The sequence below is a fragment of the Vibrio sp. JZG120 genome, from assembly GCF_053890955.1.
On the sequence record NZ_JBSRRK010000001.1, the window covers coordinates 544,281 to 559,109 of the forward strand.

12 protein-coding genes are annotated in these 14,829 nt (G+C 47.2%); 4 read left to right on the forward strand and 8 right to left on the reverse strand.

Annotated elements, in window-relative coordinates; genetic code table 11:
• Positions 1-9 precede the first annotated feature (9 nt).
• On the forward strand, positions 10-1,425 hold the full coding sequence (locus ACWPOD_RS02360) for an aminotransferase-like domain-containing protein (protein ID WP_455722162.1): 1,416 nt from the start codon (positions 10-12) through the stop codon (positions 1,423-1,425).
• 9 nt (positions 1,426-1,434) lie between these two features.
• On the opposite strand, the gene ACWPOD_RS02365 is transcribed toward ACWPOD_RS02360, so the two are convergent.
• Complete coding sequence (locus tag ACWPOD_RS02365; protein ID WP_456231520.1) at positions 1,435-1,983, reverse strand: sugar O-acetyltransferase; 549 nt, start codon at positions 1,981-1,983, stop codon at positions 1,435-1,437.
• Between the two features lie 248 nt (positions 1,984-2,231).
• Complete coding sequence (locus tag ACWPOD_RS02370) at positions 2,232-2,552, reverse strand: DUF1840 domain-containing protein (RefSeq protein WP_104972442.1); 321 nt, start codon at positions 2,550-2,552, stop codon at positions 2,232-2,234.
• 132 nt (positions 2,553-2,684) lie between these two features.
• Here ACWPOD_RS02370 and ACWPOD_RS02375 point away from each other — a divergent pair, with 132 nt between their 5' ends.
• Positions 2,685-3,521 carry a phosphate/phosphite/phosphonate ABC transporter substrate-binding protein gene (locus ACWPOD_RS02375; protein ID WP_456231521.1) on the forward strand — a complete coding sequence of 279 codons (837 nt, stop codon included), beginning with the start codon at positions 2,685-2,687 and terminating at the stop codon, positions 3,519-3,521.
• Positions 3,522-3,532: 11 nt separating this feature from the next.
• Positions 3,533-6,154 carry an ATP-binding protein gene (locus tag ACWPOD_RS02380; protein ID WP_456231522.1) on the forward strand — a complete coding sequence of 874 codons (2,622 nt, stop codon included), beginning with the start codon at positions 3,533-3,535 and terminating at the stop codon, positions 6,152-6,154.
• A gap of 87 nt (positions 6,155-6,241) precedes the next feature.
• Here ACWPOD_RS02380 and ACWPOD_RS02385 read toward each other — a convergent pair whose 3' ends face one another.
• From ACWPOD_RS02385 to ACWPOD_RS02410, 6 genes are all read right to left on the reverse strand, one after another.
• Complete coding sequence (locus ACWPOD_RS02385; RefSeq protein WP_456231523.1) at positions 6,242-7,144, reverse strand: hydroxymethylglutaryl-CoA lyase; 903 nt, start codon at positions 7,142-7,144, stop codon at positions 6,242-6,244.
• Positions 7,125-9,173, reverse strand: a complete 2,049-nt coding sequence (locus tag ACWPOD_RS02390) for an acetyl/propionyl/methylcrotonyl-CoA carboxylase subunit alpha (RefSeq protein ID WP_456231524.1) — start codon at positions 9,171-9,173, stop codon at positions 7,125-7,127. Before ACWPOD_RS02390 ends, ACWPOD_RS02385 begins: the two co-directional genes overlap by 20 nt.
• Complete coding sequence (locus ACWPOD_RS02395) at positions 9,166-9,948, reverse strand: enoyl-CoA hydratase/isomerase family protein (RefSeq protein WP_456231525.1); 783 nt, start codon at positions 9,946-9,948, stop codon at positions 9,166-9,168. The genes ACWPOD_RS02390 and ACWPOD_RS02395 overlap by 8 nt, the downstream gene beginning before the upstream one ends.
• Positions 9,949-10,056: 108 nt before the next feature.
• Positions 10,057-11,664 carry a carboxyl transferase domain-containing protein gene (locus ACWPOD_RS02400; RefSeq protein WP_456231526.1) on the reverse strand — a complete coding sequence of 536 codons (1,608 nt, stop codon included), beginning with the start codon at positions 11,662-11,664 and terminating at the stop codon, positions 10,057-10,059.
• A 113-nt stretch (positions 11,665-11,777) separates the two neighbouring features.
• Complete coding sequence (locus tag ACWPOD_RS02405) at positions 11,778-12,947, reverse strand: isovaleryl-CoA dehydrogenase (protein ID WP_456231527.1); 1,170 nt, start codon at positions 12,945-12,947, stop codon at positions 11,778-11,780.
• A gap of 45 nt (positions 12,948-12,992) precedes the next feature.
• On the reverse strand, positions 12,993-13,379 hold the full coding sequence (locus tag ACWPOD_RS02410) for a MerR family transcriptional regulator (protein WP_005373242.1): 387 nt from the start codon (positions 13,377-13,379) through the stop codon (positions 12,993-12,995).
• Positions 13,380-13,588: 209 nt separating this feature from the next.
• On the opposite strand from ACWPOD_RS02410, the gene ACWPOD_RS02415 reads away from it, so the two are divergent.
• Positions 13,589-14,767, forward strand: coding sequence for a thiolase family protein (locus ACWPOD_RS02415; protein WP_456231528.1), 1,179 nt, complete (start codon positions 13,589-13,591; stop codon positions 14,765-14,767).
• Positions 14,768-14,829 lie beyond the last annotated feature (62 nt).

The window sequence follows — 14,829 nt, forward strand, 5'->3', positions numbered from 1 at the left end:
GATTCGCGTGTGGCGAAGTATCAAGAGTTAGTGGAACAGCTTAAAAGGCAGATAAAATCGGGGATATGGCATCCGGGTGACAAGCTGCCTTCTCTGCGTCGCCAATCTGAACACTCGGGTTTGAGCTTGATGACGGTATTGCACGCTTATCAAATTCTGGAATCTCAAGGCTGGGTAACGTCACAGCCGCGATCTGGTTATCGAGTTGCTCCCTATATTAAGAGTTCAAATGAACCCCAAGCGCCAGCAGCGGTCTCGTGGACAGAGCAGGTAGACATCAATGAGTTTATCTTTGATGTGCTGCAGGCGAGTAAAAACCCATCCATGATCAATTTTGGCTTTGCCTATCCAGATCCAAGTTTGTACCCACGATATCACGTGAATCGGGCGATGAGCGCAGCCGCTCGCAATATGCCGATTTCCACCACCTTTGATAACTTACCGCCGGGAAACGAACAATTACGCACCATCATCGCGAAGCGTTATGCTGCGAAAGGCATTGAAATTTCACCCGATGAAATTGTCATTACGGCAGGCGCGCTGGAGGCGTTAACGCTCAGTTTGCAAGCCTGCACAAGACCGGGAGATTGGGTGGTTGTGGAGTCGCCTGCATTCTATGGCGCATTGCAATCCTTAGAGCGGTTAGGTTTGAAAGCGCTCTCTGTAAGAACAGACCCAGTCACGGGTATTGACCTAGACTCATTGGAACGAGCGCTGCAAACACACGATGTGAAAGCATGTTGGCTGATGTCGAACTTCCAAAATCCTCTGGGTTTTACGCTTTCCAACGAGAAAAAACAAAAGCTGATTGAGCTGACACAGCGATATAACGTGCCAGTGATTGAAGATGATGTGTACAGCGAGCTGCATGCCGGGAATGACTCGGTTTACCCACTAAGAATGTTTGATGACACGGGCAATACCATGTTGTGCTCCTCGTTTTCAAAATCATTAATCGCAGGGCTACGTATTGGTTGGGTTGCGGCGGGAAAGCGGGCGCTAGAGGTACAAAAGTTACAGCTAATGAGTACATTAGCGACGAGTGCACCAGTGCAAATGACATTGGTGCACTATTTAACAAGCCGCAATTATGAATCGCATTTGAAGCAGTTACGGAAAAAGCTGTTTGAACGTAAAAGTAAGATGACGAATCTGCTTAATGAGCTGTTACCTGAAGAAGTCAAAGTGTTAAGCCAAAGCGGCGGGTACTTTATTTGGTTAGAGCTTCCCAAGCATATCGACGCCTTGCAGATATATCGAGAAGCGCTAAAAGATAATATCAGCATCGCACCGGGAAAGATGTTCAGCCTGACAGAACAATACGATCACTGTATTCGTCTTAACGCTTCTTTTGAGCTTAATGACAAATACGTCCATGCTCTCAATTTGCTTGCCAACATTATTCGCGATCATTTGGCAAAATAGCGACTTTCTTCAGTTTTTTGGTTTAATGGAGCGCGCCGGATTTCCAGCAACTCGATCGCCTGGCGCAACATCTTTGGTTACGACAGAGCCAGCGCCGACGACGGCCTCATCGCAAATGGTCACGCCTGGCAGTATGATTGCGCCCCCACCAATCCAAACGTTATTGCCGATTTTTACCGGCTTGGCGATCTCATCTCCGGCTAAGCGTCTTTGTGTATCCAGTGAATGAGCGGCTGTGTAAATTTGCACTCTAGGCCCAATCATGACGTTCGCGCCAATCTCAACCTGCCCATTGTCCAGAATAATGGCATCCCAGTTGATGTAGGTGTTTTCCCCGATGGACAAGTGGCAACCGTAGGTAAGTTGAAGCGGTGGCTCTATACAGGAGCTGTTTTCTAATTGGACGCCCATCTCCGCCAATAGTTGTCTACGGATACCTGGGTTTGGCTCGTGGTTAAATTGGAAGACAAGCTGCGCAGTTTTGGCGCGCATTAGCTTTAGTTCTTCATCCAGGCAATTATAGGTTTCTCCAGAGCGCATCCGAGTCAGTTCTGACATAACAATCATTCCATTAATGGTTTGCAGTTGAGGTCACAATGATAAGTGAGTGTTTCAGTCAATAGGAGATTTTTATTATTAAATCAGATGTTTATCACTGATTTATATTCAATAGGTTAGTTTTGAGTAAGCACTCGTTAAGAGTCATTCAAATAGAGAAGTGAAGTGAATTGGGTAAGTTCCTTTTAGCAGGGGAGGAAAGTATAGATTGGATGTTGCTTTCCTCTCCACAGCTTGATTTGGAGCATTTATTGGCTGTCCCACATCACTTCGCACTCTTCTTTAATAGCCGATTTTAAAAGCTCAATAAGTGGAAATGCTCTGCGTCCTAAACTGACCGTTTGTTCCTCTTGCTCCTCATCTTCTTCCATTGCTTGACTGTTGTTCTTCTCTATCGCTTCTTGTGCTGCGAGACCGGAGGTCAATCTAGATAGAGCATCAGGGATGTCTTGAGCGGAAATAGACCCTGGTACTGAGCCACTATGGCCCATCATTTTGATCATCTTTATCGCAATATCGCCAAACATAGTGACGTTCGAGTGGCTATGGCAACGAAATGTAATAAGCATTTACCTGCTCCTGTTGTAGGTGTTCATTTGAGTATAAATGGTATCTGAGACACGAGGCAATTTAATCCGATAATTCGCAATCTTTCAGATAGCTATCTATCTTTAACGAAAGACAAACATAAGGAGATGATTTTGTTGAACTCCCAACTAAAGACGTTGATTTGGCGGCTTCACAAGCGAATATTTACGTTGCTTATGGTGTTATTCACATGGTCACCTTCTGTCGTTGCTCAACCTTCCATTGTTTTTGGTGTCGTACCGCAACAGTCGGCGACCAAACTAGTGCAACAATGGCAGCCATTACTGCAACGTTGGGGAGATCTTGCTGGCGTTGAGATTAAGTTTGCCACGGCACGTGATATTCCCACGTTCGAAGCACGCTTGATGGCTGGAGCCTACGACATTGCATACATGAACCCATATCACTTTACCTTGGTGAATCAAAACCCAGGTTATACGGCGTTAGCAAGAGCGAAAAATAAGCGCATTACAGGCATTATTGTAGCAAGGCGAGGGAAGCCGGTTTCCCTTGATGAGCTGCAAGAAAAGACCATCGCTTTTCCTGCTCCACGAGCATTTGCTGCCTCTATCATCACACAATCAGAGTTGGCGCAGAAAGGCATCAAGTTTACGCCTAAATACGTTGGTTCGCACGACTCAGTCTATTTGGGGGTACTTAAAGGTTTGTACATTGCTGGTGGTGGCGTGAAGCGTACCTTTGAGAGCTTACCGAGTGAAATAAAAGACCAACTTAGCATCATTTATACAACTGCTGGTTATACGCCTCATGCTATTGCGGTTTCAAATAATGTCGATGAAGAGATTACTCTTGCCTTACGAAAGGCAATTTCGCAACTTAATGATGATCCAAAAGCACAGGAGAGTTTTACTTTACTCAACATTGACGGGTTACAGCTTGCACAAGACCAAGATTGGCAAGATGTTGTTCAATTGGGAATCTCAAGATAAATGGTTGTCCTATGACGCTGCGTTCGAAAACGATACTTGGCATTGCTCTTATTGAGGCCCTTGCGCTCGGTGTACTCATCATTAGTGGGCTTAATTGGTTGGAAAGTTCCAACGAGACTAGCCTCGAGGTTGGGAGCCAACACTTGGTGAGTGTATTTGCTCAGGCGTCGAGAGATGCGGTGATTGCGACGGACTTAGCCTATCTAGACAGTTTTGCTCGCTCTGTCGTGAGTGAGCGCGAGCTGGCTTATATTCGTATTGTTAACCAAGATGGCATCGAGCTGACGCTACAGGGGGATTACAGCGGTGTTGATACTGGTGTGAGACCGTTTGATGTGACCGATGGAGTTTACGATGTTGCGCAAGAGATTACTCTTGGAGAGCAGACTTTCGGTAAGGTTGAAATGGGTGTGAATGTTGAACATGTACATCAAGTTCTTTCATTTGCGACTCATGCAAGTTTGGTTATCGCCTTTATTGAAATGTCGCTGGTGGCCATGTTTTCGTATGCTCTCGGTAGCTATTTGATGAAGCGGCTCGATCTTCTTCGTACTGGGGTAATCAAGGTTTCACAGCAAGGTCCGGGTTCGCAAATTTCGATTTCAGGCAATGACGAAGTTACACGTGTTGGCGAAGCGTTTAACCAAATGTCACGCTCTTTAGCGCAAGCGCAAACTAAACTTCAGCAAGAGCATCACACCCAGCAACAGTTATCGGCCAAAATATCGCAGCTTGCTGAGGTTGCTGAACATGCGCGTGATACCATCATCATTACTCACCCTGACGGCACTATTGCATGGGTAAATCCTGCGTTTGAACAGCTAACCGAATATACGTTGGAAGAAGTTATTGGCAAATCGCCGGGCGAGTTACTCCAAGGGCCAGACACAGACCCAAATACGGTGGCATTGCTCTCAAAAAGTGTCCGTAAGCACTCTCCTATTAGGGTTGAAATACTCAACTATACCAAGTCGAAGCACCCGTATTGGGTCGAGTTGGAGCTCTCTCCTGTGTTTGATGAAGATGGCGGGCTGTTACGTTTTATTGCGGTAGAGCGTGACATCACCGACAGGCGAAGGATGGAGAGGCGTCTGTCGTCTGCTTTAGATAAATCGAAAAAGGCGATGCAAGCCAAATCGGAATTTTTGGCGAACATGAGCCATGAGATTCGCACCCCAATGAACGCGATCATGGGGATCAGCGAGATATTGCTTGAGAACGAAAACCGTCGAGAGCCAAGGGAGTTATTACTCTTGCTGCACAAATCTGCCAACAACCTTGTGACGATCATTAACGACATCCTTGACTACAGCAAAGTAGAAGCGGGCAAGTTGACGTTAGTTGAAGAGGAGTTTGACTTGCGTTCACTCGTCGAGAGCTGCACCGCTTTGTGTGCTTATCAGGCGGATAAAAAGAACCTCAAGTTGTTGGTTGATATGCCATTGGCCATGAATACGGTCGTGGTCGGTGATAAAGGTCGGATTAATCAAATCTTGCTTAACTTGATCGGTAATGCGGTGAAATTCACGGATGAAGGTCATGTGCTACTCAAAGTCAGAGAAAGTGAGCACGGTTTTGATTTTTCCGTGAGTGATACGGGCATTGGTATTCCCGAAGATCGATTGGCTCATATTATGGATAAGTTTGAGCAGGTCGATACCTCCGCGACAAGACGCCATGAAGGTACAGGCTTGGGGTTGGCAATCTCAAAACGTTTGATCAGCATGTACAACGGCGAGCTTTGTGTGCATTCAGATTTTGGAAAAGGGTCGTGTTTTAGCTTTAGTTTGCAGTTGCCTAAGCAAAGTCAGCTTCTTTCCGATCCGATAGAGCTGAGTGCAAATCGACTATTGTTGATTGATGATTATCAACCGCGCGTGCAACACTTGATACATTTAGCTCAAGAGATTGGCATTGAAGTTACTCATGCCAGCGATTGGTCAACTGCGCAGTCTTTGGGTAAAAAATTGGATGGTTTTGATCGTATCCTCGCGAGTGTAAACAATGCTCAAGATAGAGATGCGCTCTATGAGCTTGATGCGACAGAATCCGCCGCCAAACGGGTACTGTTCCTTGCACCTTGCGTGATGGAGGAAGGGCAGGCATGGTCGTGCGAGCGGGATCGTTTATTGCCGCAACCGGTCACGCAGCATAAACTGCAAGCTCTGTTTTCTACTAAGACACAAAAGCGTCGAGAACTTTCCTCAGATGAGAACCCTGACTTTTCTAGCCTGCACCTATTAGTCGCAGAAGACAGCCATATCAATCGAATATTGATTGAAAAAATGTTGCAAGACACAGGTGTTAAACTGACGTTGGCGGAAGATGGTGTTGAAGCCGTTGAACTTTATAAACAGCTTTCTCCGGACTTGGTGATTACCGATATTTCTATGCCAAACAAAGATGGTTTTGGCGTGACAAAAGACATTCGTGAGTTACAGGAAAGTGGTGCGTTTCCTTGGTGTCCAATCGTCGCGTTTTCTGCACATGCGATGCAAGAGCAGCAACAAAAAAGTATCGCATTAGGTATGGATGATTACCTGACAAAACCAGTTCAGAAAAGTGATTTGCTTAATATGATCGCGAAGTTGGGATGCCACACCCTTGCAGAGGAAAAGCACGCTTCTGTTTAGTGTTTCGGTTAGATTAAATCGACTCAAAGAAAACGAGCATGTTATTAAACATGCTCGTTTGTAGTTGTTTATCGTAGGTTGAGCAATTTACAAGCTGTTTGGATCACCCAATGCTAACGCCACTTTCGACATCGGCCGTTTACCTAAGGCTCGGCAAATTTGCCAACCTGCTTGGTTGATTATGTTGAGATCAATCCCCGTTTCAATCCCAAGTTGCTCACACAGATAAAGCACATCTTCCGTTGCAACATTGCCACTGGCTCCTTTGGCGTAAGGGCAGCCGCCCAAACCAGCAACCGCACTATCAATGGTGTTGATGCCTATTAACAAGGCTTGGTAAATATTGGCTAGTGCTTGCCCGTAGGTATCGTGGAAGTGCACGGCTAACGCGTCTTTCGGCAGTTGCGTTAACAGCGAATCCAGCATGGCAATGACACGATTAGGCGTTGCCTTACCGACAGTGTCACCGAGCGAAATCTCATAACATCCCATATCAAACAGTGTATTTGCGACCTTGGTAGTTTGCTCTGGCTTGATTACTCCCTCGTAAGGGCAAACCATGGTGCAAGACAAGTACCCGCGCACAGGTATGTTGTGCTGCTGTGCGAGTTCGATAACGGGCTCAAAGCGAGAGAGGCTTTCGGCAATACTGCAGTTGATATTCTTTTGGCTGAACGCTTCCGAAGCGGAGCCAAATACCGCAATTTGCTTTACACCACTTTCCAGCGCACGTTCTAACCCGGCTAGGTTTGGCGTTAGCGCACTGTAAACCACATCAGGCTTTTGCGTGATACCAGCAAACACCTGATCGGAATCGGCCATTTGAGGCACCCATTTTGGTGAGACGAAAGAGCCTGCTTCAATGTGCTTTAAGCCACTGTTGCTTAGCTGATTGATCAAACGGATTTTATCAACCAGCGTCACTGCCGTTTCGTTTTGCAGGCCGTCGCGAGCACCAACTTCGACGATATTAACCTTCGCTGGTAGCATACTCGCGCTCCTTATCGACATAAGTATTTTCGGGTATCGAAGCTAAATGCAGCAGTATTGAACCATGCTGAACTTGGTCTCCGTGTTGATAAAACACTTCATCAACGATCGCTGCTACTGGAGCGGTGATGGTGTATTCCATTTTCATCGCTTCGAGAACTAACAGCGGATCGCCAGCCGCTACTTCGTCTCCCTTATTCACCATGACCGCCGAGATCACACCGTTCAGTGGCGCGGTTGGGCTAAGTTCATCGTCTTGACCTTTTGCGGATTCAAAACTTGGTTGGTGAGCAAAGGTACGTTGCTGACCAAGATAAAACAGTGTCGTCTTTTGCTCGTTGTTGAGCGCATTAAAGGTGTAACGCACACTATCGATATCGACGATAAACTGGCTCTCACTTTCAAGCAGGATGACTTGATGCAACTCCTCGCCGCATCGGATAGTGAAGTGAGATCCTGTATCTTGCGATGATTGTTGCAAACGTACCTGATGGTTGGCATTGGCATCCGTGAAGTTAAATCGATAAACGTTGTCAACTGACAGTCTAAAACCTCGTTTGGTTGGCGCGGGTAACGTTGAGCTGTCTGATTTTGAAATGAGATCATTCCAGTGAGCAACTGCCGCCAACGTTAGCCATATAGAATCTGACACACTTTGCTGCTCATTTATGCTTTGTTGATGTGTGACGAGGAAACCTGTATTAAGCTCAATGTTGGCAAAGGCTGGCTGCGAAACAATACTGTGCAGATAACCGATGTTTGTCGTCACTCCACGCACGTGATATTGAGTTAACGCCTGCTTAAGCTGCTTTAGAGCGATATTACGAGTTTGCCCCCAAACGATCAGTTTGCTGATCATCGGATCGTAGTATTCGCTGATGGTATCGCCTTGAGTAACACCGCTATCAACACGTACACAAGCTAGGCGCACATTACTGTCTGATACGGGTTCTTTTAAATAATCAATGCGTCCAGTCGACGGCATAAAGTCGTTGTCTGCATCTTCGGCGTAAATTCGCAGCTCGATTGAATGACCGTTGTGGGTGATTTCAGATTGCGAGATCGGTAAGTGCTCGCCAGCCGCAACTTTGAATTGCCATTCAACCAAATCAACGCCGGTGATTGATTCAGTGACAGGGTGTTCAACTTGCAGACGGGTATTCATTTCCATGAAGTAGAACTCACCGCGGCTATCAAGTAAGAATTCAACCGTACCAGCGCCAACATAGTCGATTGCTTGGGCTGCCTGAACCGCCGCTTCACCCATTTGTTTACGCAGTTCATCACTAAGACCGGGAGCAGGCGCTTCTTCGACTACTTTTTGGTGACGACGCTGAATGGAACAGTCGCGGTCAGAAAGGTAAACACAGTTGCCATGTTGGTCAGCAAATACCTGAACTTCAACGTGGCGCGGCTGCAATATGCATTTTTCGATTAGAAGCTGCTTATCGCCAAAGCTTGAAAGCGCTTCACGCTGCGCACCGTCGATGGCCAAGGGCATTTCGGCGGCGCTGTTGACCACTCGCATGCCTTTACCGCCGCCCCCTTGGGTTGCTTTAAGCATCACTGGATAACCGATTTTCTCTGCTTCAGCCAATAAGTGCTCAACGCTGTTGTCTGTGCCGTGATAGCCGGGAACCAAGGGCACGTTCGCCTCAGACATGATGGCTTTGGCTTGCGACTTCGAACCCATTGCTTCAATTGCGCTGGTGGAAGGGCCAATAAAAACAATGCCATTTTCGCTGCACGCTTTGGCTAGTTTTGGGTTCTCGGAAAGAAAACCATACCCGGGGTGGATAGCATCGGCTTGCCATTTTTTTGCAGTGCCGATAATCGCATCGATATCAAGATACGATTCACTCGCCGGAGCCGGCCCAATAAACTCGGCAAAATCCGCCTGTTTTACATGTAAGCTGCTGCGATCCGCTTCGGAATAAACAGCAACCGTTTCGATAGCCATGTGTTTTGCGGTTTTAATGATTCGGCAGGCAATTTCACCGCGGTTTGCGATCAGTATTCTTTTAAACATGATTCCTCCAATTGGCGGCGCGCTTTTCAAAAAATGCACTTAGTCCTTCTTGTCCTTCGCTGGACACGCGGGCGGTTGCAATGGCTTGGCTGGTGTATTCAATTAATGAGTGGTCGATAGGTTGGTTATCACAACGTAAGCAGAGTGCTTTTGCTGCCTGAATCGCTTGCGGGCCATTATTAAGCAGGTGCTCAACCATACGGTTGACCGCCTCTTTTGGCTGGGGATCGATTAGATGAAGAATGTTCATCGAAAGCGCAGTCTCTGCATCAATCAGTTCCGCGGTTAAAAAGTAGCGTCGGCTTTGTCGTTGTCCAATCGCTCGGATTACGTAAGGTCCGATGGTAGCGGGTAATAAACCGAGCTTCACTTCACTCAAACAGAAGCGACTTTCAGGTGTACCGATTGCGATATCGCAGCAGCAGATAAGCCCAAGTGCGCCGCCAAATGCAGCGCCGTGCACCATAGCAATGGTTGGTTTGCTAAAGGTATCCAGCGTATGCAAAAGTTTTGCTAGTTGCTGTGCGTCTTGCAGGTTTTCACTCTCTGTTTTGGTGGCCATTGACTGCATCCAGCCAAGATCCGCACCGGCAGAAAAGTGTTTTCCTTGCGCAGTGAGTACCAACGCGCGTAGAGAGTCGTCTTGCTCAAGTTGTTCCAAAGCTTCGATAAGTGAAGCAATCAATTCATCATCAAACGCGTTGTGTTTCTCTGGCCGATTCAGGCTCAACCAGGCAACGCCATTGCTGTCTTTTTCAAGCAGTAGTCCGGTCATGTGACTTCCTTTGTCTGACATTTCAGTCTGATATTCCAATACTCGCTAATCAGCACTTTATTCATCATTGATGGATAGCGAGGAGTTAGGGTTTTGCTTTGTATCCGACTACATACGGAAGATGCCAAATTTGCTGTCTGGTATTGGTGCATTAAGCGCAGCAGATAGAGCAATACCCACAACATCACGGGTTTTTGCAGGATCAATAATCCCATCGTCCCACAGGCGAGCACTGGCGTAATAAGCATGGCTTTGAGTCTGGTACTGCTGCGCGATAGGACGTTTGAACGCTTCCTCTTCTTCAGTGCTCCAGCTTTCACCTTTGCGCGTTTTGATATCGCGGGTCACTTGCGCCATTACGCCAGCCGCTTGTTCGCCGCCCATGACGGAGATGCGCGCGTTTGGCCACATCCACATCATGGTTGGATCATAAGCTCGGCCGCACATGCCGTAGTTGCCTGCGCCATACGAACCACCAATAACCACGGTAAACTTTGGCACGTCTGCACACGCAACAGCAGTTACCATTTTCGCACCATGTTTGGCGATGCCTTCTGCTTCGTACTTCTGACCGACCATAAAGCCAGTGATGTTTTGCAAGAAAAGCAGAGGAATTTTGCGTTGTGCGCACAGCTCAATAAAATGCGCGCCTTTCTGCGCCGACTCTGAGAATAGAATCCCGTTGTTAGCGACAATGCCAATCGGCATGCCGTGAATATGGGCAAAGCCACAGACCAAGGTTTCACCGAACAAGGCTTTAAATTCATCAAATTGTGAATCATCAATAATTCGGGCAATGACCTCTTTAACATCAAACGGCTTTTTAAGATCGGTTCCGACGATTCCGTACAGCTCTTGCGCAGTAAAGCGTGGTTCCTGTGGCGCTTTTTGCTTGAGTTGGACGGGTTTCAAGTGGTTGATTTGAGAGACCGCTTGTCTTGCCAGCTCTAACGCGTGGTGATCATTTTCTGCATAATAGTCGGCTACGCCAGACGTACGGCAGTGAACGTCTGCGCCACCAAGATCTTCCGCGCTGACTTCTTCTCCTGTTGCTGCTTTTACCAGAGGAGGGCCCGCTAAGAAGATCGTGCCTTGCTCTTTGACTATGATGGAAACATCACACATGGCAGGAACGTACGCCCCGCCAGCGGTACATAGCCCCATGACCACTGCAATTTGCGGGATGCCCTTGGCTGACATTCGAGCTTGGTTGTAGAAAATACGTCCGAAGTGGTCTTTATCAGGGAAGACTTCATCTTGGCGGGGTAGGTTAGCACCGCCAGAGTCGACCAAGTAAACACAAGGCAACTGACACTTCTCTGCGATTTCCTGTGCGCGTAAGTGCTTTTTAACCGTGAGCGGGTAGTAACTACCGCCTTTTACCGTCACGTCGTTGGCAACGATCATGCACTCGGTGCCGTCTATTACACCCACGCCAGCAACCACGCCAGCGCATGGAACGTAATCTGGATACACATCCCAGCCAGCAAACTGACCAACTTCTAGAAAGGATGAACCAGGGTCGAGTAGGGCAAGAATACGCTCGCGTACCGGAAGTTTGCCTTTCTTCTGCTGATGCTCTCTTGCTTTCTCGCCGCCACCATCTTCGATTTGCGCGGTCACGGTATAGAGTTGATCCACAAGAGACGCCATAGATCGGTAGTTTTCCTGATACTGCTCTGAATGGGTATTAATATTGGTCGTCAAACAAGCCATAAATAGCCGATCTCCATTCGGTAAACGGGTGAGAACACCCGTCTTTATTTAGGTTGAATAAGATTTGGGTTGATTAAGAAAATGTTTTTTAGTCAGAACGCCTGGGCTGATTATTAGGCGCTTTCGTTAAACAATTCGCGACCAATAAGCATGCGGCGAATTTCTGAAGTGCCCGCACCGATTTCATACAGCTTGGCATCACGAAGTAAACGGCCCGTATCAAACTCGTTGATGTAGCCGTTACCGCCAAGTAATTGAATCGCATCCAGTGCCATCTTGGTTGCCAGCTCAGCGCTGTAGAGGATCGCACCAGCAGAGTCTTTACGTGTGGTTTCACCACGATCACAAGCGGCAGCGACGGCGTAAACGTAGGCTTTTGCGGCATTCATTTGCGTGTACATATCGGCGATTTTTGCTTGAACAAGCTGGAATTCACCGATGGATTTGCCAAATTGTTTGCGGTCATGGATATAAGGCACAACGATGTCCATACATGCTTGCATAATGCCAAGCGGGCCACCGGCAAGCACCACTCGCTCGTAGTCCAAACCGCTCATCAACACTTTCACACCTTGGTTTTCTTCGCCGAGAATATTTTCCGCAGGGACTTCGCAGTTTTGGAAGACCAGCTCACACGTATTCGAGCCGCGCATACCCAACTTGTCGAGTTTTTGTGCTTGAGTAAATCCAGGAAAGCCGCGTTCCACAATAAACGCCGTGATGCCTTTGGAGTGCTGGCTTGGGTCGGTTTTGGCGTAGACAACATAGGTGTGTGCATCAGGGCCGTTTGTGATCCACATTTTGTTGCCGTTTAGCAGGAAAATATCGCCTTTACGTTCCGCTTTAAGCTGCATAGAGACCACATCAGAGCCGGCGCCGGGTTCACTCATTGCAAGGGCGCCGATATGTTCACCGGAGATGAGCTTAGGTAGGTATTTCTCTTTTTGTGCTTGTGTACCGTTGCGGTGGATTTGGTTGACACAAAGATTGGAGTGAGCGCCGTAACTTAATGCAACCGAAGCGGATGCTCGGCTGATTTCTTCCATAGCGATAACGTGGGCGAGATAACCCATGTTCGCACCACCAAACTGTTCGCTGGTGGTCACACCTAAAAGACCCATGTCACCTAATTTGGACCAAAGATGGTTTGGAAAGTCGTTAGTTTGGTCGATAGATTGCGCTAGCGGCGCAATTTCTCTTGCAGCAAAACTATTGATTTGCTCGCGAAGCAAATCGGTATTTTCGTCATAAACAAAGTTCAGGGAAGAGTAGGTAGATTTCATTGCGTGTCCTTGCCTTTACGTCACCTACATCCCAGAGTTGAGGTGTTAGGTGACTTTTTCGCCTTTCATGGATCTCAGTGTGTTTTGGCATCGCAACTGCGCAGCATTTAACTCCATCATTACCGCTTGAATGTCGTTTGCTTGCTGTTGCAATGCTGCCTTCTTCTCTTCGATCAACCGAATCATATAGTTCAACTGCTCAGTACTTTGATCGGTATCGTAGAGTTCAAATAACTCTTTGATATCTGCAAGAGAAAAGCCCAATCGCTTACCTCGCAAAATCAGTTTTAGTCGAATTCGATCGCGACCATTGTAGATTCGTGTGTTGCCTTTACGTTCTGGAGTTAGGAGACCTAAATCTTCGTAGAAGCGAATACTTCGGGTAGTAATGTCGAACTCTTTCGCGAGCTCGCTGATCTTAAATGTGTTCATTCCTTAACCTTACGACTTTCGTATAACATTCATACGAATATACAATTCGTTAACGTTAAAGTAAACAAACAACATCCACTCTTGAGCCTTGATATCACTCTAATTTACTCGAAATAAAATAATCACTCGAACAAACAATAACCTCAAACTTGACGTTAACGTAAATGTTAGTATAGTTATGACGTAAACGTCAACAAAAGGTTAATGGAATGAAAAATGAAACATGGATTGTTGCCGCCAAGCGAACGCCTATCGGCTCTTTTCAAGGTGCATTAGCTTCAACAGATGTCACGGAACTCGGTGCGAAAGCCATCCAAGGTGCACTAGCCGAAAGCCAACTCGATGTGCAAAAAATAGACGAAGTGTTGATGGGATGCGTTTTACCTGCTGGCGTGGGGCAAGCGCCAGCAAGACAAGCAAGTCTTAAAACAGAAATGCCACAATCGATCGGTTGTACGACACTGAACAAAGTCTGTGGTTCGGGTATGAAAACCGTCATGCTGGGACATGATCTTATTCAATCTGGTAACGCGCACGCGGTTATCGCTGGCGGTATGGAAAACATGTCCTCTTCTCCTTATCTACTTAAGAAAGCGCGTGATGGTTTCCGCTTAGGCCATGAGCAAGTGCTTGATCATATGTTTTATGACGGTTTGCAGGATGCCTACCAAGGCGAATTGATGGGTGTCTTTGCCGAACAAACCGCGCAAAAGTACCAATTCAGCCGTGAAAGTATGGATGCATGGGCGCAGCGGTCGGTGACTCGTGCGCAGCAAGCGATTGAGCAAGGTTTGTTCAAAGAAGAGATCGTGCCTGTTAACGTAAAAAGTCGACGTGGTGACACCTTGGTTGTAGACGATGAGCAACCGAGTAAACTCGACGTCACTAAAATTCCTACCTTACGCCCTGCGTTTGCTAAAGATGGCGGCGTAACGGCAGCCAACTCAAGTTCTATTTCTGATGGTGCATCGGCAATGATCTTAGTCGACAGTGAATTTGGCCGTCTGGAAAACCTTCAACCTCTAGCCAAAATTGTCGCGTACAGCACGCATGCAAGACAGCCTGATGAGTTCACCATCGCCCCCATCTTCGCGATTGAAACGCTGTTGGAAAAAACGGGCTGGGACAAATCAGACGTGGACCTTTGGGAAATCAATGAAGCCTTTGCTGTTGTCACTCAATACGCGGTGAAGACACTCGAACTGGACGCGAGCAAAGTGAACCCTCGCGGCGGCGCTTGTGCGTTGGGGCATCCAATTGGTGCGAGTGGTAACCGAATCCTCGTGACGTTGATCCATGCTCTTAAACAAACAGGCGGTAAACGTGGCGTTGCATCGCTTTGTATTGGTGGCGGCGAGGCAACCGCCATCGCGATTGAAACCTGCTAATTCATTCTCAACAAAGTTTCACTTACATAACAGTAGTCAGTAACAAGCTGAAAAATACAAGG